We start from the raw sequence: 21,460 nt of genomic DNA, 5'->3' as shown, positions 1-21,460 counted from the left end.
TTACAGCTCCTTATTCCGCTGGGAAAGCAGGCTGGTGAATAACCCGTTCTGAGCCACCAGTTGCGCAAATGTGCCACGCTCAGCGATCAGCCCCTTATCCATCACCCAGATTTCGTCGTAGTCCCGCGTATCTTCCAGCTGATGCGTCACCAGCAACGAAGTCTGTGCTTTTGAGGCTTCATTCAGCGCGCTCATCACGCGTTTTTCGCTGTGAGCATCAAGGCTGGCGGTAGGCTCATCGAGCAGTAACAGACTGCACGGCGAGAGCAGGGCACGGGCAACGGCGACGCGTTGCGCCTGACCGATGGATAACCGTGCGGCGCTGTCGCCGACTTCCGTTTCCAGCCCCTGTGGTAACAGCGGCAGAAATTCATTCACATAGGCGCGGTCGATGGCGGACTGAAGTTGTTCCTCACTGACATCCGGCTGATTCAGCAGAATATTGGCGCGCAGGGTTTGTTCGGGCAGATGCGGGTTCTGACCGACCCAGCTCAGTTGCTTTCGCCATTCGTTATTGCGCAATGATTTCAGATCTGTGCCGCTGGCGGTGAGAGAACCCTGATAAGGCAGGAAGCCGAGCAGGGCGTTGAGCAGAGAGCTTTTTCCCGCACCGCTCAGGCCGACAATCGCGATACGTTGTCCGGTCTGCACATCAAACGTTAACGGACCGGCCAGTGTTTTGCCCTGCGGCGACTGAATAATCAGGTCGCGGGCTTGCAGTTCCACCGCCTTTCCGGCAGGCCAGTGCTGTTCACCTTCGCCCATATCGGCAGTTTCGGCACTCAGGAACGTGACCAGGCTTTCTGCGGCGCCGACCGCCTGCGCTTTAGCGTGATAAAACGCGCCCAGATCGCGCAGAGGCTGGAAAAACTCAGGAGCCAGTATCAGCACCAGAAAACCGGCAAACAACGTCACAGGGGTACCGTAGCTGCCAAAATTCAGTTCGCCGAGATAAGAGAAACCGAAATACACCGCGACTACCGCAATGGAGATAGATGCGAAGAACTCCAGCACGGCGGAAGATAAAAACGCCAGACGCAGGACATCCATCGTGCGGGCGCGGAAATGTTCAGTGGAACGTGTAATCTGGTCGATTTCCGCAGTACCGCGATGGAAAAGACGAAGCGTATCGAGACCGCGCAGGCTGTCGAGGAAATTGCCGCTGAGACGCGCCAGCGCCACAAAGTTACGACGGTTGGCATCCGCGGCACCCATCCCGACCAGCGCCATAAACAGCGGGATCAGCGGAGCGGTCACCAGCAAAATCAGACCGGCAGCCCAGTTGATCGGGAAGACGCTGACCAGGATCAGCAGCGGAATAATGCCCGCCAGCGCAATCTGCGGCAGATAGCGGGAATAGTAATCCTGCATATCTTCGATTTGTTCAAGAATGATGCTGGCCCAGCTGCCCGCCGGTTTGCCCCGGATCCATGCAGGCCCCAGTTTTTCCAGACGATCCAGCACCAGTTTGCGCATTTCCTGGCGGATAATGCGTCCGCAAATAAAGCCCACCTGTTCCCGCAGCCAGGTCACGACGGCACGCAGCACAAAGGTCAGCGCCATTAACAGGAAGCTTTGCAGCAGGGCATCACGGGAGGTGTGTTCGATGATCAGGCTGTGCAGTAATCCGGCCATCAGCCAGGCCTGAGCCAGAATCAGCAGGCCGGAAAGTAAACCCAGCATCATAGACAGACGGATCCAGCCTTTGGCGCGGGAACTTTGTTGTTTTAACCAGCGGATAAGTTCTTGTTGTCGTGTTTTGTTCATCAGGCTTCAGTCTGTGCAGCAATCCGGATGGGAGGGCGCTTATGTTACATGCTCAGACCGCAAACTGAAAATATGAAAAAGGCGGCAATTACGCCGCCTCTTTTTAAGGGCAAACAGAAGGGGAGATACTTACAAATCCGGTGCTTGCGATAAACCGTCCAGATAGCGTTCGGCATCCAGCGCGGCCATACAACCGGTACCGGCTGAGGTGATCGCCTGACGGTAAATATGGTCCATGACATCGCCTGCGGCGAAAACACCCGGAATGCTGGTTTGTGTCGCATTGCCGTGGGAACCGGACTGCACTTTGATGTAGCCGTCTTTCAGTTCCAGCTGACCTTCGAAAATGCCGGTGTTCGGGCTGTGACCGATGGCAATGAACACCCCCGCCACATCAACCTGAGATTTCTCGTCAGTGCGCACATCCATCAGGCTCGCGCCGGTCACACCCATCTGATCACCGACCACTTCGTTCAGGGTCTTGTGGGTATGCAGAACGATATTGCCGCTGGCGACTTTGTCATTCAGACGGTCAACCAGAATCTTTTCTGCACGGAAGCTGTCACGGCGGTGGATCAGGTGCACTTCAGAGGCGATATTGGCCAGATAAAGGGCTTCTTCAACAGCGGTATTGCCGCCGCCGACAACCGCGACTTTCTGGTTACGGTAGAAGAATCCGTCGCAGGTTGCACAGGCAGAAACACCACGGCCTTTGAAGGCTTCTTCAGAAGGCAGGCCGATATAACGAGCTGACGCGCCGGTGGCGATAATCAGTGCGTCGCAGGTGTATTCCCCGCTGTCGCCGGTCAGGCGGAACGGACGGTTCTGCAAATCGACTTTGTTGATATGGTCGAAAATGATCTCAGTATTAAATTTGGTGGCATGCTCGTGCATACGGTCCATTAAGCCCGGACCGGTCAAACCTTCCGGATCGCCCGGCCAGTTTTCCACTTCGGTGGTGGTAGTCAGCTGACCGCCTTTTTCCACGCCCGTGATCAATACCGGATTTAAGTTTGCGCGCGCTGCGTAAACCGCTGCGGTATAACCCGCCGGACCGGAACCCAAAATCAATAACTTACTGTGTTTAACCGTACTCATGCGTAATTCATCTCCGCGATGGCGACAAGCGATAGACCGATTGTAGGGAAAACGGCGCAGTAAAAAAAGCAAACTCAGATGTTGTTAACGATTTGTCTGATAGTTTTTACTGCGCAACCGGCGTAAAAAGGGGCCTGTCCGAATCGATGAAGCAGGTAACTGTTTGATGGGTAGGGTGAAAAAGCAGCGTATCGGAAACGGTGCGCGGTAAAAGTTGTTCATCAGATCGCGTTAATTAAGTCCTATATCTCGGTGGTTAGCAGGGATTTGGCTGAAATAACGGGTGAGATGCGTTGTTATTGTTCAAAGAGAAAACATAGCTAAAAAGGGGGCGTCCGCTTTTCAATCTGGCACGTTCTTCTGATTTTGCTTCTTTTACTTTGACAATCCGCTGTGCATTTGCGAAAACATCAGGGGAAGAAGAAATTAACTGCCTGTCTGTGACTTGAATTTATGCAAATGGCTGCTACCCGACCCGTTCTGGTGTTGCTTTTTGCTGTTTTTGTTGCTGCAGGGTTTAGTGAATCAGGTTGGTAGTTGACAACCTATTAATTTCGCAGGGTTATTTCTTTTGAGTATCCGCTTTACGGCCGTGTTCCTTTTGACAGGGGATCAACGCGGCTTTTGGATGCGTAAACCTAAATAATCGGGTCTTCGCTTGGGACAACCCTTAGACATTGAAGTTGGCTGGGGTATGGCAGGTGCAGGGAAGGACAGCAGAGAGACAATAATAATGGTAGACAACAAAAAACGTCCGGGAAAAGATCTCGACCGTATTGACCGTAACATCCTCAACGAATTGCAAAAGGATGGCCGGATTTCAAACGTCGAGCTTTCCAAACGTGTGGGATTATCTCCGACTCCATGTCTGGAGCGCGTTCGTCGTCTCGAACGTCAGGGCTTCATCAATGGTTATACCGCATTGCTCAACCCGCATTATCTGGATGCATCGTTGCTGGTATTTGTTGAGATTACCCTCAACCGCGGTGCCCCGGATGTATTTGAGCAGTTCAATGCGGCAGTGCAAAAACTCGAAGATATTCAGGAGTGTCATTTGGTTTCAGGGGATTTCGACTACCTGTTGAAAACCCGCGTACCTGATATGTCTGCTTACCGTAAGCTGTTAGGTGAGACTTTACTTCGTCTTCCGGGCGTTAACGACACCCGCACCTACGTGGTGATGGAAGAAGTGAAACAGACAAATCGCCTGGTCATTAAGACCCGGTAATTGTCAGGTGCAAAACCTTGTCATTTTAGCTACACTCCTGTGTATCTATACAGCTATGGCGCCGGGGTCAACTCTCGGCGCTGTTGCTTTTTCTCAGTTCACAGGAACCTGGAGAGCCTTTCTTGAGCCAGGAATATACAGAAGATAAAGAAGTTACCCTGAAAAAACTGAGCAATGGCCGCCGTCTTCTGGAGGCTTTGCTGGTTGTGGTAGCGATTTTTGCTGCTTATTTGATGGCAGCACTGGTGAGTTTTAACCCGTCGGATCCAAGCTGGTCTCAGACCGCCTGGCATGGGCCAATTCATAACTGGGGCGGTGGTGTGGGTGCCTGGATGGCCGACACGCTGTTCTTCATTTTTGGCGTATTTGGTTACGCGATCCCACCTATTATCCTGTGTCTTTGCTGGGCGGCTTTCCGTCAGCGAGATCAACAGGATTTCGTCGATTATTTTGCCCTTTCGCTGCGCCTCATCGGGACGCTGGCGCTGATCGTCACGTCTTGTGGTCTTGCAGCCGTCAACGTGGACGACCTGTATTACTTCGCGTCGGGCGGTGTGATCGGCAGTCTGTTGAGCACGGCGATGACGCCGTACTTCAACAATGTCGGCGCTACGCTGGTGCTGCTGTGCGTCTGGGCCGCCGGTCTGACCTTATTTACCGGCTGGTCATGGCTGACCATCGCCGAGAAAATTGGCGGTGCGGTGTTGGGCGTGACCAACATTGTGACTAACCGCTCCCGTCGTGATGATGATTATGATTACGACGAACAGGACGATCCGTTACTGGAAGACGATGAACAGCAACCGGTGGCGAAAGTGGCACCGGTGGCAGCAGCGGCAACCGCCACGGCAGCGGTTTCTTCCGCGCAAGCCGACGACGATGATGTGCTGTTTTCTGCTCCTTCCGTCAATGAACCTGCGGTTCCGGCTGTTGCAGCCACAGCCCCTGTGGCTGAGCCTGCACCGGCGGTCGGCGAACCTGCACCGGCGGCCAATCCTTATGCCGCTGAGCCGCCGGTCGCGAATATTGCTCCGCCGCCAGCCCCTGCTCCGGCAACGCCACCGTTGTACAGTTTTGAAATTCCGGAAGAAACGCCGGTGCCACGTCATCCGCAACCCGTTCAGCAATCGCCGTCTCCGGCACCTGCTGAACGTCGTGATGAAGACGGTCCGAGCCTCGGCAACTGGCAAACGGCGGTGGAACATTCGCGTTCACCGTTTGATTTCAGTGCTGCCGTTCCTGATGCTGCGCAGGCTGCCAGCGTGGCTGCAACCGCCGCACTGGCCACCGGGCTGGCGCAGGCAGGGCAGTCGGCCGCGACTTCTGCGGGCGCTACGTTTATGCCTGCGTTCAGCGCCGTGAGCGATGAAAATCCTCAGGTGAAAAAAGGCTTCGGCCCTGAATTGCCGCGTCCAAACCCGGTGCGTATTCCTACCCGTCGTGAGCTGGCTTCCTATGGCATCAAGTTGCCATCTCAGCGTATGGCAGAACAGCAGGAACAGGCGCAGTCGGCCGCACAGCAAGATGCGGAAGAAAATGTCTGGCATAACGATCCGCTGGCGCAAGCCGATGAAGAAGCGAGACAGGAAGCCGCATTGCAGCAGGCGTTTGCCGCTCAGCAGCAGGAACGTTATGGCGATGCTGTGACGGAAGATGAGCCGGATGCAGAAGCGGCCTTGCAGGAAGCCGAATTGCGCAATGCGTTTGCTGCGCGTGAGCAAGCCCGCTATCAGCAGGATGTCGAGCCGCAAAGCGGTGTGGTGCAACATCATCATTCGCAAAACCAGCAGACAGAATTGCCTGCTGCGGCGGCTGATAATTTTGCCGCCGCCGCGATGAAACTCAGCCAGCATGATGCATTCAGCTTCTCGCCGATGGCGGATCTGGTGGATGACACGCCTTCTGAGCCGTTGTTTACCTTGCCGGCACAAGCGGAAGAAGAACCGCAACCTGCGACCTTTGCTCAGCAGCCTTATCAGCGTGCGGTTTCTGAACCCGTGCAACACGCACAGGAATATGAAGCGCCACGTCAGTCTTCGCCATCGGCTCAGCCGGATATGGACAGCCTGATCCACCCGTTCCTGATGCGTAATGAGCAGCCGCTGGTGAAACCGACCACGCCGTTGCCGTCACTGGATTTGCTGACTTCGCCGCCGGCGGAAGCGGAACCTGTAGACGAGTTCGCGCTGGAACAGATGGGCAATCTGATCGAAGCGCGTCTGAACGATTACCGCATTAAAGCGGATGTCGTCGGGAAATTGCCGGGGCCGGTCATCACGCGTTTCGAACTGGATCTGGCACCGGGCGTCAAAGCGGCGCGCATTTCTAACCTTTCCCGTGACCTTGCGCGTTCGCTGTCTGCCGTGGCGGTACGTGTTGTCGAAGTGATCCCGGGCAAACCGTACGTCGGGCTGGAATTGCCGAACAAGAAGCGCCAGACCGTGTATCTGCGGGAAGTGCTGGACTGCGCGAAATTTAAAGAAAGTACGTCGCCGCTGACCATTGTGTTGGGGAAAGATATTTCGGGTGAACCTGTTATCGCCGATCTGGCGAAAATGCCTCACCTGCTGGTGGCCGGTACCACCGGCTCCGGTAAGTCCGTCGGCGTTAACGCCATGATCCTGAGTATGCTGTACAAGTCCAAACCGGAAGATGTGCGCTTCATCATGATCGACCCGAAAATGCTTGAATTGTCGGTGTATGAAGGCATCCCGCATCTCCTGACCGAAGTGGTTACCGATATGAAAGACGCCGCCAATGCGCTGCGCTGGTGTGTCGGTGAAATGGAACGTCGCTACAAGCTGATGTCGGCATTGGGCGTACGTAACCTTGCCGGTTACAACGAACGGGTTCTGGAAGCGGAAGCGATGGGGCGCCCTATCCCTGATCCATTCTGGAAACCGGGCGATGGTATGGCGGCTGAACCACCGTATCTGCAGAAAGAACCGTTTATCGTGGTGATGGTCGATGAGTTTGCCGACCTGATGATGACCGTCGGTAAAAAAGTGGAAGAGCTGATTGCGCGTCTGGCCCAGAAAGCCCGTGCAGCCGGTATTCACCTGGTTCTGGCGACGCAGCGTCCTTCGGTCGATGTGATTACCGGCCTGATTAAAGCCAACATCCCGACCCGTATTGCCTTTACCGTGTCGAGTAAAATTGACTCCCGTACCATTCTGGATCAGGGGGGCGCAGAATCGCTGCTGGGGATGGGGGATATGCTGTATATGGCACCTAACTCCTCGATTCCGGTGCGTGTTCACGGTGCCTTCGTCCGCGATCAGGAAGTGCATGCGGTCGTTCAGGACTGGAAAGCGCGAGGCCGTCCAAAATACATCGAAAGCATTGTTTCCGGTGGTGAAGATGGCGAGGGCGGTGGTTTAGGTCTGGATGGTGATGAAGAGCTTGATCCGCTGTTTGATCAGGCGGTGGCGTTCGTGGTTGATAAACGTCGTGCGTCCATTTCAGGCGTTCAGCGTCAGTTCCGTATCGGATACAACCGGGCGGCACGCATCGTTGAACAAATGGAAGCGCAGGGTATTGTCAGTACGCCGGGCCATAACGGTAACCGTGAAGTGCTGGCTCCGCCGTCGCACGAATAAAACCATACTGAACGGACTGTATTTTGTTAAGAAGGGTCGCGAATGCGGCCCTTGTGCAAAGATGCGTAAAACTATTGTTTTTCAGATGAATGAGCTACCGCCGGGGCGTTGTCTCGGATAGAGTTCGCACCATACGTCTTTTGCCTGTGTAAAAGGCATCGTCTGAAGTTTATGGATTTCTGAGGTAAGTATAAGAATGAAAAAATTATTGATGGTAGGGTGTTTACTGACCGCATTTACCTCCGCTTCCGTATTAGCGGATGCCAGCAGTGATCTCAAATCCCGCCTCGGCAAACTCAACACCTTCCACGCCAGTTTCACGCAAACCGTGACCAGTGATGATGGCGCTGCCGTTCAGCAGGGCGAAGGTCAGCTGTGGGTGAAACGTCCGAACTTGTTTAACTGGCATATGACGACGCCGGATGAAAGCATTTTAGTTTCCGATGGCAAAACCCTGTGGTTCTACAACCCGTTCGTTGAGCAGGTCACGGCGACCTGGCTGAAAAATGCCACCGGTAACACGCCGTTCATGCTGATCACCCGTAATGACAGCAGCGACTGGGCAAAATATAACGTGAAGCAGAAAGGTGATGATTTCGAATTAACACCTAAAGCGGCAACCGGCAATCTGAAACAATTCGCGATCAATGTGACGCCATCAGGCACCATCAAAAGCTTCACCGCTGTTGAGCAGGATGGGCAGAAAAGTGCTTATACGCTGAAAGGCGAGCAAAATGCGTCTGTGGATGATGCCAAATTTAAATTTACGCCACCGCAAGGTGTGACGGTGGATGACCAGCGTCAGTGAGGTGAGTTTGAGTAATCTATCACTCGATTTTTCCCAAAACGAATTCCAGCCACTGGCCGCCCGTATGCGGCCAGTCACACTGGCAGAATATATCGGACAGCAGCATCTGTTAGCACCGGGCAAACCTTTGCCGCGTGCGATTGAAGCAGGGCAATTGCATTCGATGATTTTGTGGGGGCCGCCAGGCACCGGGAAAACCACGCTGGCAGAACTGATTGGCCGCTATGCGAACGCCGATGTTGAGCGCATATCAGCGGTCACATCAGGGGTGAAAGATATCCGTGAAGCGATTGAACGCGCCCGTCAGAACCGCGATGCCGCGCGTCGTACAATTTTATTTGTCGACGAAGTCCATCGCTTTAATAAAAGTCAGCAGGATGCCTTCCTGCCGCATATCGAAGACGGCACCATCACGTTTATTGGTGCGACGACCGAAAACCCTTCTTTTGAACTTAACTCCGCCTTACTGTCACGCGCCCGCGTGTATTTGCTCAAATCACTGACGGCTGAAGATATCGGGAAAGTGATCGACCAGGCGCTGACCAATGCTGAGCGCGGTTACGCTAACGAGAAAATTCGTGTCCCGCCGGAAACCCGCCGGATGCTGTCTGAGCTGGTGAATGGCGATGCCCGCCGTGCGCTGAACAGCATCGAAATGATGGCGGATATGGCGGAAATCGACGCCAAAGGTTACCGGACATTAACGCCGGAACTGCTCACTGAGATAGCCGGTGAGCGCAGCGCGCGATTCGATAACAAGGGCGACCGTTTTTACGATTTAATTTCTGCATTGCATAAATCGGTGCGCGGTTCCTCACCGGATGCGGCGCTTTACTGGTACGCCAGAATCATTACCGCCGGTGGTGACCCGTTATATGTTGCCCGTCGTCTGCTGGCCATTGCGTCTGAAGATGTCGGTAACGCTGATCCGCGTGGCATGCAGGTGGCGATTGCAGCCTGGGATTGCTTCACCCGTGTCGGTCCGGCGGAAGGTGAGCGGGCCATTGCTCAGGCTATCGTCTATCTGGCTTGCGCGCCGAAAAGTAATGCCGTCTACACGGCATTTAAATCTGCCATGCGCGATGCACGTGAAATGGCCGATTACGATGTGCCTGAACATCTGCGCAACGCGCCTACAAAACTGATGAAAGAAATGGGGCTTGGGGCTGAGTATCGCTACGCGCATGACGAGCCGAATGCATACGCCGCCGGTGAAGATTATTTCCCCCCTGAAATGGCCCGCACACAGTATTATTACCCGACATCACGCGGGCTTGAAGGCAAGATCGGCGAAAAGCTGGCATGGCTTGCCGGACAAGATCAAAATAGCCCGACAAAACGCTACCGCTAACTTTATCGTTGCGGTAAGGTTACCCGTGATAACTCTTTGACACGCTGTCGTTTCAGACAGCGTGCATCATCAAATTAACATTCAATAACGACACGTACAGGATTAGCATGCTGGATCCCAATCTGCTGCGTAATGAGCTAGACGCAGTTGCAGAAAAACTCGCTCGCAGAGGTTTTAAACTCGATGTGGAAACGCTGCGTTCTCAGGAAGAACGCCGCAAAGTCTTGCAGGTAGAAACGGAAACTCTACAGGCTGAACGTAACTCCCGATCGAAATCTATCGGTCAGGCAAAAGCCCGTGGCGAAGACATCGAACCCCTGCGTCTGGAAGTGAATACGCTGGGTGAGAAGCTGGATGCAGCGAAAGCTGAGCTGGATGCATTGCAAAATGATATCCGCGATATCGCTTCTGCGATCCCAAACATGCCTGATGACTCCGTGCCTGCCGGTAAAGACGAGAACGATAACCAGGAAGTAAGCCGCTGGGGTACGCCTCGCCAGTACGATTTCGCTGTGCGTGATCACGTATCGCTGGGCGAAATGGCGGGGGGGCTTGATTTTGCGGCTGCCGTTAAACTGACCGGTGCGCGTTTTGTGGTGATGAAAGGGCAGATTGCCCGTATGCATCGCGCGCTGTCCCAGTTCATGCTGGATCTGCACACAGAACAACACGGCTACCTGGAAACTTACGTTCCGTATCTGGTCAACCAGGAAACCCTGTACGGTACCGGTCAGTTGCCTAAATTTGGCGAAGATCTGTTCCATACCAAGCCACTGGGTGAAGAAGCGGGCAGCAGCAACTATGCACTGATCCCGACGGCAGAAGTGCCGCTGACCAACCTGACCCGTGACGAAATTCTTGAAGAAGACTCTCTGCCACTGAAAATGACGGCGCATACCCCCTGCTTCCGTTCAGAAGCCGGTTCTTATGGTCGTGACACCCGTGGTCTGATCCGTATGCATCAGTTCGACAAAGTCGAGATGGTGCAAATCGTTCGTCCTGAAGACTCCATGAACGCACTGGAAGAACTGACCGGTCATGCGGAAAAAGTGCTTCAGTTGCTGAATCTGCCATACCGTAAAGTGCTGCTGTGCACCGGTGATATGGGCTTTGGCTCTTGCAAAACGTACGATCTGGAAGTGTGGCTGCCAGCGCAAGATACGTACCGCGAAATCTCTTCCTGTTCCAACATGGGTGATTTCCAGGCGCGTCGTATGCAGGCACGTTGCCGTAACAAGACAGATAAAAAACCACGTCTGGTACATACCCTGAACGGGTCTGGTCTGGCGGTGGGGCGTACTCTGGTGGCTGTGCTGGAAAACTATCAGCAAGCTGACGGTCGTATCGAAGTGCCGGAAGTATTGCGTCCTTACATGGGTGGTTTGGAATATATCGGTTAATCCCGCTGTATATTCAATGAAATAACGAAAAAGCGCCTGAGGGCGCTTTTTTTATGCATAAAACCGTGCGCTGGGTTAAGAATTCCGTATTTCTCTTCTCCAACCCTGTCTTTTTTGATAGCAGACAAAGTTTCCTACCTCCTAATTAGTAGTATCCCTGCATTCTGAGTGGGTAACTACCTCATTACCGGAGCGGGAAAATGTCGGAAACTAAACCAGAAATCACCACGGCAAAAAGTGGTATCAGCCGCCGGACGCTGATGAAAACATCCACCCTGGCAGGGCTGGCGATTGCCGCCGGTGGGGTATCGCTTCCTTTCAGCCGTAAAGCGCTGGCTGAGGCGGTGAGTGATGCGAAACCTTCAGCGCCTGAAGATAAAGTGGTCTGGGGTGCCTGCTCGGTCAACTGCGGCAGCCGCTGCGCATTACGTTTGCATGTGCGCGATGATGAAGTTTACTGGGTTGAGACGGATAACACCGGACAAGATATTTATGGCGACCATCAGGTACGCGCCTGTCTGCGCGGGCGCTCTATCCGCCGCCGCATGAATCATCCGGAACGTCTGAATTATCCGATGAAGCGTGTCGGCAAGCGGGGTGAAGGCAAGTTTAAACGCATCAGCTGGGAAGAAGCCTTCGATGAAATTGCCGGTAATCTGAAGCGTATCGTCGCCCGCTACGGCAATGAAGCGGTGTATATCAATTACACCTCCGGCGTTGTGGGCGGTAACATTACCCGTTCCTCGCCTTATGCCTCTCTGGTTGCCCGTCTGATGAACTGCTACGGCGGTTTCCTCAGCCACTACGGCACATACAGTACCGCGCAAATCGCCTGCGCGATGCCGTACACCTACGGCAGTAATGACGGCAACAGCACGTCAGATATTGAAAACAGTAAGCTGGTAGTGCTTTTCGGTAACAATCCTGCGGAAACGCGCATGAGCGGCGGCGGGATCACCTATTATCTCGAACAGGCGCGCCAGCGTTCCAATGCCCGCATGATCGTCATTGATCCGCGTTATACCGATACCGCCGCCGGCCGTGAAGATGAGTGGATCCCCATCCGCCCGGGAACCGATGCGGCGCTGGTCGCGGGTCTTGCGCATGTGCTGATCACCGAGAACATGGTCGATCAGCCTTTCCTTGATGCGTATTGCGTGGGCTACGACGAAAAAACGTTACCTGCGGATGTACCGGCAAACAGTCACTATAAAGCGTACATCCTGGGGCAGGGCGAAGATAAGACGGCGAAAACTCCGCAATGGGCGTCCCGTATTACCGGTATTCCGGCCGATCGTATTGTCAAACTAGCCCGCGAAATCGGACAGGCTAAACCCGCCTACATTTCACAGGGCTGGGGACCGCAGCGTCAGGCCAATGGCGAGCTGACATCGCGCGCTATCGCCATGCTGCCAATTTTAACCGGCAATGTCGGCATAAATGGCGGCAACAGTGGCGCGCGTGAGTCCACCTATACCATCACCATTGAGCGTATGCCGGTGCTGGAAAACCCGGTGAAAACGCAGATCTCCTGTTTCAGCTGGACGGATGCCATTGCCCGTGGCCCGCAGATGACCGCCAAAGCGGACGGTGTACGGGGCAAAGACAAGCTGGACGTACCGATTAAGTTCATCTGGAACTACGCCGGTAACACCATCACCAACCAGCATTCCGACATCAATAAAACCCACGATATTCTGCAGGACGATGCGCAGTGCGAAATGATCGTTGTGCTGGAAAACTTCATAACCTCCTCGGCAAAATACGCCGATATCCTGCTGCCTGACCTCATGACCGTCGAACAGGAAGACATTATTCCGAACGATTATGCCGGGAATATGGGCTACCTGATTTTCATCCAGCCTGCGACGTCCGCTAAGTTCGAACGCAAAGGCATCTACGAGATGATGAGTGAAGTGGCGCGTCGCCTTGGCCCGGACGTTTACAGCAAATTCACCGAGGGCCGCAGCCAGCGGGAATGGTTGCAGTATCTGTATGCCAAAATGCTGGCGAAAGATCCGGCATTACCTGCCTATGAAGCACTGCGGGAAATGGGGATTTATAAGCGTAAAGACCCGGCGGGGCATTTCGTGGCCTACAAAAAATTCCGTCAGGATCCTCAGGCCAATCCGCTGAAAACACCTTCCGGTAAAATCGAAATCTACTCCTCCGCGCTGGCAAAAATTGCCGGCGAATGGGAACTGCAAAAAGACGAAACCATCAGTCCGCTGCCGGTGTATGCCTCAACCTTTGAAGGCTGGGATGACCCGAAACGCAGCCAGTTCCCGCTGCAAATGTTCGGCTTCCACTACAAAGCCCGTACCCATTCAACCTACGGCAATATCGATGTTCTGCAGGCGGCCTGCCGTCAGGAAGTGTGGATTAATCCGATGGATGCGAAAAGCCGGGGCATTGAAAACGGCGACAAAGTGAAAGTCTTCAACGATCGCGGCGAAGTGCGTGTGGCGGCGAAAGTCACGCCGCGCATCATGCCCGGCGTGGTGGCGATGGGGCAGGGCGCATGGCACCAGGCCAATATGAGTGGTGATCGTATTGACCATGGCGCCTGCATGAACACGCTGACGACCCAACGTCCTTCCCCGTTGGCGAAGGGGAATCCTCAGCATACTAATTTGATTCAAATAGAAAAAGTCTAAAGAAGCTACGGACAAAGAGCCACGCTCGATGACACGGTTGTTACATTTTGTCCTTATGATAAGGACGTTACGGAGTAAGCAATGTCAGATTCAAACAGTCAAAAACCTGATACAGGCGGCGGGATCAGCCGCCGTGATTTGGTTAAGGGAACCACGCTCGCCGGTATGGCGGCAGCGGTCGGCGGAATATCGCTGCCGTTCAAATCCATTCGTGCTGAGCAGATTAAGGCGCCGGTCAGCGCCGCAGATGAGAAAATCGTCTGGAGTGCCTGTACCGTAAACTGCGGTAGCCGTTGCCCGCTGCGCATGCATGTCGTTGATAACGAAATCCGCTATGTCGAAACCGATAATACCGGTGACGATAATTATGAAGGGTTACATCAGGTACGTGCCTGCCTGCGCGGGCGCTCAATGCGCCGTCGCGTGTATAACCCCGATCGCCTGAAGTATCCGATGAAACGGGTAGGCAAACGGGGTGAAGGCAAATTCAAACCTATAAGCTGGGATGAAGCCTATGACACGCTGGCGGCCAGCCTCAAAGACATTATTCACCGTTACGGTAATGAAGCGATCTACCTGAATTACGGTACCGGTACGCTGGGCGGTACCATGACCCGTTCATGGCCGCCGGGCAAAACACTGATCGCCCGTCTGATGAACTGCTGCGGCGGTTATCTGAATCATTATGGCGATTACAGCTCGGCGCAAATCGCGGCTGGCCTGAATTACACCTACGGCGGCTGGGCAGACGGTAACAGTCCGTCTGATATCGAAAACAGTAAACTTGTGGTGTTGTTCGGTAACAATCCCGGCGAAACGCGCATGAGTGGCGGCGGGGTAACCTATTACCTTGAGCAGGCCCGTCAGCGTTCGAATGCCCGCATGATCATTGTCGATCCGCGATATACCGATACCGGTGCCGGTCGTGAAGATGAATGGGTACCGATCCGTCCGGGGACGGATGGCGCACTGGCCGCTGCACTGGCACACGTGATGATCACCGAAAACCTGGTTGATCAGCCCTTCCTCGATAAGTATTGCGTCGGTTACGACGAAAAAACCTTACCGGCCGGTGTCCCTGAGAATGCGCATTACAAAGCCTATATTCTCGGCAACGGGCCGGATGGCGTAGCGAAAACGCCGGAATGGGCGGCAAAAATCACTGGCATTTCCGTGGATAAAATCGTCAAGCTGGGGCGCGAAATCGGGCAGGCGAAACCGGCGTTTATAACGCAGGGCTGGGGTCCGCAACGTCATGCTAACGGCGAAATTGCCACCCGTGCGATTGCGATGCTGGCGATCCTGACCGGTAACGTCGGCGTTCACGGCGGTAACTCCGGCGCCCGCGAAGGCGCCTACGAAATTCCGTTTGTCCGTATGCCAACGCTGGAAAATCCGGTTCAGACCAGCATTTCTATGTTCCTGTGGACGGATGCGATTGTGCGTGGTCCGGAAATGACGGCCACGAAAGATGGCGTGCGCGGCAAGGAAAAACTGGATGTGCCGATCAAGTTTATCTGGAACTACGCCGGTAACTGTCTGATCAACCAGCATTCTGATATCAACCGCACTCACGATATTCTGCAGGATGACAAACAGTGCGAGATGATTGTGGTGATTGATAACCACATGACGTCGTCAGCGAAATACGCAGATATTATCCTGCCCGACTGCACGGCCTCTGAGCAGATGGACTTCTGCCTTGATGCCTCGTGCGGCAATATGGATTACATCATTTTTGCCGATCAGGCGATCACGCCACGATTCCAGTGCAAAAATATTTATGAAATGACCAGCGAATTGTCCCGCCGTCTGGGCGTTGAGCAGCAGTTCACCGAAGGACGTACGCAGGAAGAATGGTTGCGCCATCTGTACCAGCAATCCCGCGAAGCGCTGCCGGAGCTGCCTGATTTCGACACTTTCCGCAAACAGGGCATGTTCAAAAAACGCGACCCCGATCAGCATCACGTGGCCTACAAAGCATTCCGTGAAGATCCGGCGGCGAATCCGCTGAGCACGCCATCTGGCAAAATTGAAATCTACTCTGCCGAACTGGCCAAAATTGCCGCTGAATGGGAACTCTCCAAAGAGGACGTGATTGATCCATTGCCGGTGTATGCCGCCGGTTTCGAGAACTATGACGATCCGCTGGCCAGCAAATATCCGCTTCAGATGACCGGTTTCCACTACAAAGCGCGTACTCACTCCACTTACGGCAACGTGGATGTCCTGAAAGCAGCCTGTCGTCAGGAAATGTGGATCAACCCGATGGATGCCGCGCAGCGTGGTATCGCCAATGGCGACATGATCCGCATCTTTAACGATCGCGGCGAAGTGCACATTGCTGCAAAAGTAACGCCACGCATGATGCCGGGTGTTGTCGCACTGGGCGAAGGTGCCTGGTATTCACCGGACAGCCAAAAAATCGACCGTGCGGGCAGCATCAACGTACTGACTTCTCAAAGACCTTCACCGCTGGCGAAAGGTAACCCCTCTCACACCAACCTTGTGCAAGTGGCTAAGGTTTAACGGAGTAAAACATGACAACTCAATATGGCTTTTATATTGACTCAAGCCGCTGCACCGGGTGCAAAACCTGTGAGCTGGCTTGCAAGGACTTCAAAAACTTAACGCCGGACGTCAGTTTCCGCCGCATTTATGAATATGCCGGGGGTGACTGGCAGAAAGACGGGGACGGCTGGCATCAGAATGTGTTCGCGTATTATCTGTCTATTTCATGCAACCACTGCGCGGATCCGGCCTGTACCAAAGTCTGTCCGAGTGGCGCAATGCATAAGCGTGAAGACGGTTTTGTGGTGGTGAACGAAGATGTGTGCATCGGTTGCCGCTATTGCCACATGGCATGCCCGTACGGCGCGCCGCAGTACAACGAAGCGAAAGGTCACATGACCAAATGTGACGGTTGCTACGAGCGCATTGCCGAAGGTAAAAAACCGATCTGTGTGGAATCCTGCCCGCTGCGTGCGCTGGATATGGCCCCGATTGAAGAGTTGCGTGCGAAATACGGTGATCTGGCCGAAGTGGCACCGTTGCCGGCTTCACACTTCACTCACCCAAATATCGTCATCAAACCCAATGCGAATTGCCGTCCTGTAGGCGATACCACGGGTTATCTGGCTAACCCGAAGGAGGTTTGAGATGGGAAACGGATGGCATGAATGGCCTTTAATGGTCTTTACCGTTCTGGGGCAATGTGTAGTGGGTGCCTTTATCGTGCTGGCGATTGCCTTACTGTCGCGACGCACTGTCGATGAATACCGCAGGATCCACCTGTCGATGTTCTTCCTGTGGGTGCTGATGGCGATCGCGTTTATCGCCTCAGTGTTGCATCTGGGTTCGCCGCTGCGCGCATTCAATTCGCTTAATCGTCTGGGCGCTTCGCCGCTGAGCAACGAAATTGGCAGCGGTTCATTGTTTTTTGCGCTTGGCGGGATTTACTGGCTGCTGGCGACTCTCAACAAGATGCCGCGCGCACTGGCTAAAATCTGGTTAATCATGACCATGCTGGCAGGCATTGGGTTCGTTTTCGCGATGTGTCGTGTCTATGAAATCAATACCGTGCCGACCTGGGACAATGCCTACACCGCGTTGCATTTTGCTCTGACGGTGCTGATTGGCGGTCCGGTTCTGGGCTATTTGCTGCTGCGTGGTGCCGGTATCAATGGCTGTGCGCTGCGTCTGCTGCCGGTCGTCAGTCTGGTGGCGCTGATCGTGAGCATGGCCGTGGTGGTCTTGCAGAGTGCGAGTCTGGCGGGCATTAACAGCTCTGTTCAGGCAGCTTCAACCCTGATCCCGCAATACGGCGTGTTGTCAGTATGGCGGCTGGTGCTGATTGTTCTGGGATTGGGCTGCTGGTTCTGTCCGCTCATCATGCGTAAACGTCCGGCACTGGCGTCAATGATTCTGGCTTTCGTGCTGGTGTTTGGCGGTGAGTTGATTGGCAGGGCGATTTTCTACGGTCTGCATATGACAGTAGGTATGGCAGTCAGCGGGTAATTTCGGGTCGTCAGGTTTATCAGGAGGCACGTCACCGGTGGTGATGTGCCTCTGCAACAAATGAGTCAATTATGTCAGCAGAATCAATCAGTTTAACCGGTAAAGTTTTAGGCGCGACATTGTTTTATCCGCCGGGAACCGAAGAAGTCCAGCCTCTGGTCGCATTACTTAAAGCGAATGACTGGATGTCACAGTGGCCTTTCGCTTCTGAGGAGGCAAAAAATCAGGCGAGGCAAATGTTCAGTCAGATTGATGCCGCACCTGAGAATCTGGATGACGCTTATCAGCGCCTGTTCGTGGGGCCTTATGCATTACCTGCGCCGCCGTGGGGCTCGGTGTATCTGGATAAGGAATCCGTAGTGTTTGGCGATTCCACCCTGGCGCTTCGTCAGTGGATGCGTGAAAACGGCATTGAGCCGCATCTGGCGCAGGCGGAGCCGGAAGATCATATTGGCTTGCTGCTGATGATGTCTGCGTGGTTAGCCGAAAACTCGCCGTCATTGCTGGATGATTTTTTGACGCTGCATGTATTGCCGTGGGCGGGCCGCTACTTCGAACTGCTCATTCAGAGAGCTGAACACCCGTTTTATCTTGGCGTGGCTTTACTTGCCGGGTCCACGTTGCAAGGCTGGAAACAGCAGCGTGGGTTGCAGACACCGGTCGTGGATCTGTATTTCTGATGAGCGACTCCCGTGACGCCGGTTATTACCGTGCCTGGATGAGCAGCAGAACAGTCAGCCGCCGTGGATTATTCCGCGGCTTGCTGTCTTCGGGCAAACAGGCGATGGAACAGTCGGCAGGCCCCTCCGCCACCTTGCTGGAACGTCGGGTTTCCCGCCCGCCGCAGGCCGTTGCGGAGCCCTTATTTCTGCAACAGTGCAGCGGGTGCGGACATTGTGCAGTGGCCTGTCCGGTCGGCATTATCCGTGTTCCGGACGGGAAGGCTTCGCTGGCAATTGATTATGCCGAATGTGATTTTTGCGGAGCCTGCACACAGGCCTGTGAAAGCGGGGCGCTGGATCTGAGCGTGCCGATGGATACCGGCTTACGTCCGACAGTTTTGTCACAGTGCCTGGGGCGGATGGATGACTTGTGCAGAATGTGCGAAATTGCGTGCCCACGCACGGCAATATTTTTTAATCAACAGAATCAACCTTCTGTTGATGACGCAAAATGTAATGGCTGCGGTAAATGTAAACTTGTTTGTTATCATGGCGATATCAACTTGTCATTAAAGCGTCATGTATCTTCATAGCCAGGCTTGATTAGCGTTTTCAATCATTCCTCTCCACTTTGTGCTCAGGTCAATTTTTGCCAGATTGACTTTTAATCCGCCAGTGGCATGATGCGCGCAATTTCCTCCTCTTTGTGGTCTTCATCGCCCTATGTCCGCCTATTCCCGACCCGTCGCATTATTGCTGTGCGGACTCCTGCTGCTGACGATTTCTATCGCCGTCTTAAACACGCTGGTACCTTTGTGGCTAAGCCATGAGCAACTCCCAACCTGGCAGGTCGGGATGGTCAGTTCATCCTATTTTACCGGTAATTTGCTGGGGACGTTGCTCGCGGGCGGGCTGATTAAACGTATCGGGTTTAACCGCAGTTATTACCTTTCCTGTGTTTTGTTTGCCGTCGCGACCGCAGGGCTGGCGCTGTCGATGAGCTTCTGGGGCTGGGTCAGTGCTCGTTTTGTCGCAGGAGTCGGCTGCGCACTGATTTGGGTGGTGGTGGAGAGTGCTTTGCTGCGCAGCGGAACGGTGAAGAACCGGGGGCAGCTGCTGGCCGCTTATATGATCATGTATTACATCGGCACGGTGGTCGGTCAGCTTCTGGTGGGCACTGTGCCAACAGCTATCTTCAGCGTGTTGCCGTGGGTAACGGCGCTGATTGTGATTGCTATGCTGCCGCTGCTGCTGACGCATATTGAGAATCAGGACAGCGAGCAGCCGCGTCATGCCGTGATGCCGATGTTCAGACGCCGTAATGCGCGTCTGGGGATCAATGGCTGCATTATTTCCGGCATTGTTCTGGGGTCGTTATACGGGCTGATGCCACTGTTCCTGACCCATCAGGGAATGAGTGATGCGAATGTGGGTTACTGGATGGCCTTGCTGGTCAGTGCCGGGATTATCGGTCAGTGGCCGGTAGGGCGTCTGGCAGACCGTTATGGTCGCCTGATGGTTTTACGTATCCAGATTTTTTGTGTGATCCTCGGCAGCATTGCGATGCTCAGTGGCTATGCGATGGCACCAACACTGTTCATTTTGGGATGTGCGGGATTCACACTTTATCCGGTTGCGATGTCATGGGCTTGTGAGAAAGTGAGTGCTGATGAGCTGGTGGCGATGAATCAGGCGTTACTGATGAGTTATACCCTCGGCAGCCTTGCTGGACCGACGATGACCGCAATGCTGATGCAGAGCTATTCTGACCGCCTGTTGTTCGTGATGATCGCTGTAGTCTCACTGGTGTATCTGGTGATGCTGATGCGTAAAGCGGATCATACGCATAACCCGGTGGCTGCCGCCTGATTACCCTGCATACTTGAAGCCGCCACTGCGTTAGCTACGCTCCCGAACCCGAATCACTGACTTAGGTCAGCGCATCGGGATCTCGTCACTTACCGCTTTGTTGCAACTCCAATTATTTTGGGTAAGGTTTCATTGAGAATCTTAGTCTCATAAAGCAAAAAAGACGCCAAATGGCGTCTTTTTTAATGGGCATAATCGGGTGATTAATAAATCACTTTATGCCCGTAGCTGGCGAGAATGTTTTTCACTCTTTCCATGATCTCTTTGGTCGGTGGGTTTACGCCATCCAGACCATATTTCTCACCCATTGCCGTCCATTTGTGTTTGCCCAACTCATGATAGGGCAGCAGCTCGATTTTCTCGATGTTGGTCATGTCCTTGGTGAACTCGCCCAGTTTATGCGCGGAATCATCATCATCTGACCAGCCCGGTACCACCACATAACGGATCCAGGTGCGCTGATTACGTTTCGCCAGATAGCGGGCAAAATCCAGCGTGCGGTGGTTGGATACGCCCACCAGATTCTGGTGAATATCGTCATTCATCTGCTTCAGATCGAGCATGACCAGATCCGAGACATCCAGTAACTCGTCGATCACCGGATCATAACGGCGGACAAAACCGTTGGTGTCCAGACAGGTGTTAATCCCTTCTTTCTGGCAGGCGCGGAACCAGTCGCGCACAAATTCAGCCTGAAGAATGGCTTCACCACCGGATGCGGTCACACCGCCGCCGGAAGCATTCATAAAGTGGCGATACGTCACCACTTCTTTCATTAAATCATCGACATTGATCTCTTTACCGCCATGAGTGTCCCAGGTATCGCGGTTGTGGCAATACATGCAACGCATCAGGCAACCCTGGAAGAAAACAATGAAACGGATACCTGGGCCGTCAACGGTGCCACAGGATTCATATGAGTGGATGCGACCTTGAACTGACATTGCGGGTTATTCTCCATATTGACCAATGAATAGCAGTCTACATGTGCGGGTGCTGGCCTG

15 protein-coding genes are annotated in these 21,460 nt (G+C 53.9%); 12 read left to right on the top strand and 3 right to left on the bottom strand.

From position 1 onward, the window contains the following. Both cydD and trxB read right to left on the bottom strand, forming a co-directional pair. Positions 1-1,767, bottom strand: coding sequence for a heme ABC transporter permease/ATP-binding protein CydD (gene cydD, locus EYY67_RS13610; RefSeq protein WP_119822213.1), 1,767 nt, complete (start codon positions 1,765-1,767; stop codon positions 1-3). Between the two features lie 129 nt (positions 1,768-1,896). Then, entirely contained in the window at positions 1,897-2,865 is a 969-nt protein-coding gene (gene trxB / locus EYY67_RS13605) for a thioredoxin-disulfide reductase (protein ID WP_119822214.1), read from the bottom strand. A 733-nt stretch (positions 2,866-3,598) separates the two neighbouring features. Here trxB and lrp point away from each other — a divergent pair. The 12 genes from lrp to EYY67_RS13545 all read left to right on the top strand — a co-directional run bounded on the left by lrp (position 3,599) and on the right by EYY67_RS13545 (position 20,456). Then, positions 3,599-4,093: a leucine-responsive transcriptional regulator Lrp gene (gene lrp, locus EYY67_RS13600; RefSeq protein WP_013574775.1), complete on the top strand. Its 495-nt coding sequence runs from the start codon at positions 3,599-3,601 to the stop codon at positions 4,091-4,093. A 122-nt stretch (positions 4,094-4,215) separates the two neighbouring features. Further along, entirely contained in the window at positions 4,216-7,692 is a 3,477-nt protein-coding gene (locus EYY67_RS13595) for a DNA translocase FtsK 4TM domain-containing protein (RefSeq protein ID WP_119822215.1), read from the top strand. Between the two features lie 196 nt (positions 7,693-7,888). Next, positions 7,889-8,500 (top strand): outer membrane lipoprotein periplasmic chaperone LolA, encoded by a 612-nt coding sequence (lolA, locus tag EYY67_RS13590; protein ID WP_013574777.1) that lies wholly within the window; start codon positions 7,889-7,891, stop codon positions 8,498-8,500. 7 nt (positions 8,501-8,507) lie between these two features. Then, positions 8,508-9,851, top strand: a complete 1,344-nt coding sequence (locus EYY67_RS13585) for a replication-associated recombination protein A (RefSeq protein WP_119822935.1) — start codon at positions 8,508-8,510, stop codon at positions 9,849-9,851. 107 nt (positions 9,852-9,958) lie between these two features. Then, entirely contained in the window at positions 9,959-11,251 is a 1,293-nt protein-coding gene (gene serS, locus EYY67_RS13580) for a serine--tRNA ligase (protein WP_131693728.1), read from the top strand. Between the two features lie 200 nt (positions 11,252-11,451). Continuing rightward, positions 11,452-13,908, top strand: a complete 2,457-nt coding sequence (ynfE, locus tag EYY67_RS13575) for a selenate/tellurate reductase subunit YnfE (protein WP_131693727.1) — start codon at positions 11,452-11,454, stop codon at positions 13,906-13,908. Between the two features lie 81 nt (positions 13,909-13,989). Next, a complete protein-coding gene (gene dmsA, locus EYY67_RS13570) occupies positions 13,990-16,437 on the top strand; it encodes a dimethylsulfoxide reductase subunit A (protein WP_131693726.1) in 2,448 nt (815 codons plus the stop codon). An 11-nt stretch (positions 16,438-16,448) separates the two neighbouring features. Continuing rightward, positions 16,449-17,066 carry a DMSO/selenate family reductase complex B subunit gene (locus EYY67_RS13565; RefSeq protein ID WP_095922658.1) on the top strand — a complete coding sequence of 206 codons (618 nt, stop codon included), beginning with the start codon at positions 16,449-16,451 and terminating at the stop codon, positions 17,064-17,066. Position 17,067: 1 nt separating this feature from the next. Then, positions 17,068-17,925 (top strand): dimethyl sulfoxide reductase anchor subunit family protein, encoded by an 858-nt coding sequence (locus tag EYY67_RS13560; RefSeq protein ID WP_131693725.1) that lies wholly within the window; start codon positions 17,068-17,070, stop codon positions 17,923-17,925. A 71-nt stretch (positions 17,926-17,996) separates the two neighbouring features. Then, positions 17,997-18,605 carry a Tat proofreading chaperone DmsD gene (dmsD, locus tag EYY67_RS13555; RefSeq protein ID WP_119822218.1) on the top strand — a complete coding sequence of 203 codons (609 nt, stop codon included), beginning with the start codon at positions 17,997-17,999 and terminating at the stop codon, positions 18,603-18,605. After that, positions 18,605-19,180, top strand: coding sequence for a ferredoxin-type protein NapF (napF, locus tag EYY67_RS13550; RefSeq protein ID WP_131693724.1), 576 nt, complete (start codon positions 18,605-18,607; stop codon positions 19,178-19,180). Before dmsD ends, napF begins: the two co-directional genes overlap by 1 nt. A 130-nt stretch (positions 19,181-19,310) precedes the next feature. After that, complete coding sequence (locus tag EYY67_RS13545) at positions 19,311-20,456, top strand: MFS transporter (RefSeq protein ID WP_095922654.1); 1,146 nt, start codon at positions 19,311-19,313, stop codon at positions 20,454-20,456. A 203-nt stretch (positions 20,457-20,659) separates the two neighbouring features. Here EYY67_RS13545 and pflA read toward each other — a convergent pair whose 3' ends face one another. Further along, positions 20,660-21,400 carry a pyruvate formate lyase 1-activating protein gene (pflA, locus tag EYY67_RS13540; protein ID WP_015689580.1) on the bottom strand — a complete coding sequence of 247 codons (741 nt, stop codon included), beginning with the start codon at positions 21,398-21,400 and terminating at the stop codon, positions 20,660-20,662. Positions 21,401-21,460: the final 60 nt, after the last annotated feature.

The organism is Rahnella victoriana, assembly GCF_004330295.1.
Classification (GTDB): Bacteria; Pseudomonadota; Gammaproteobacteria; order Enterobacterales; family Enterobacteriaceae; genus Rahnella; species Rahnella victoriana.
This window is presented reverse-complemented; position numbering and strand designations above follow the sequence as displayed.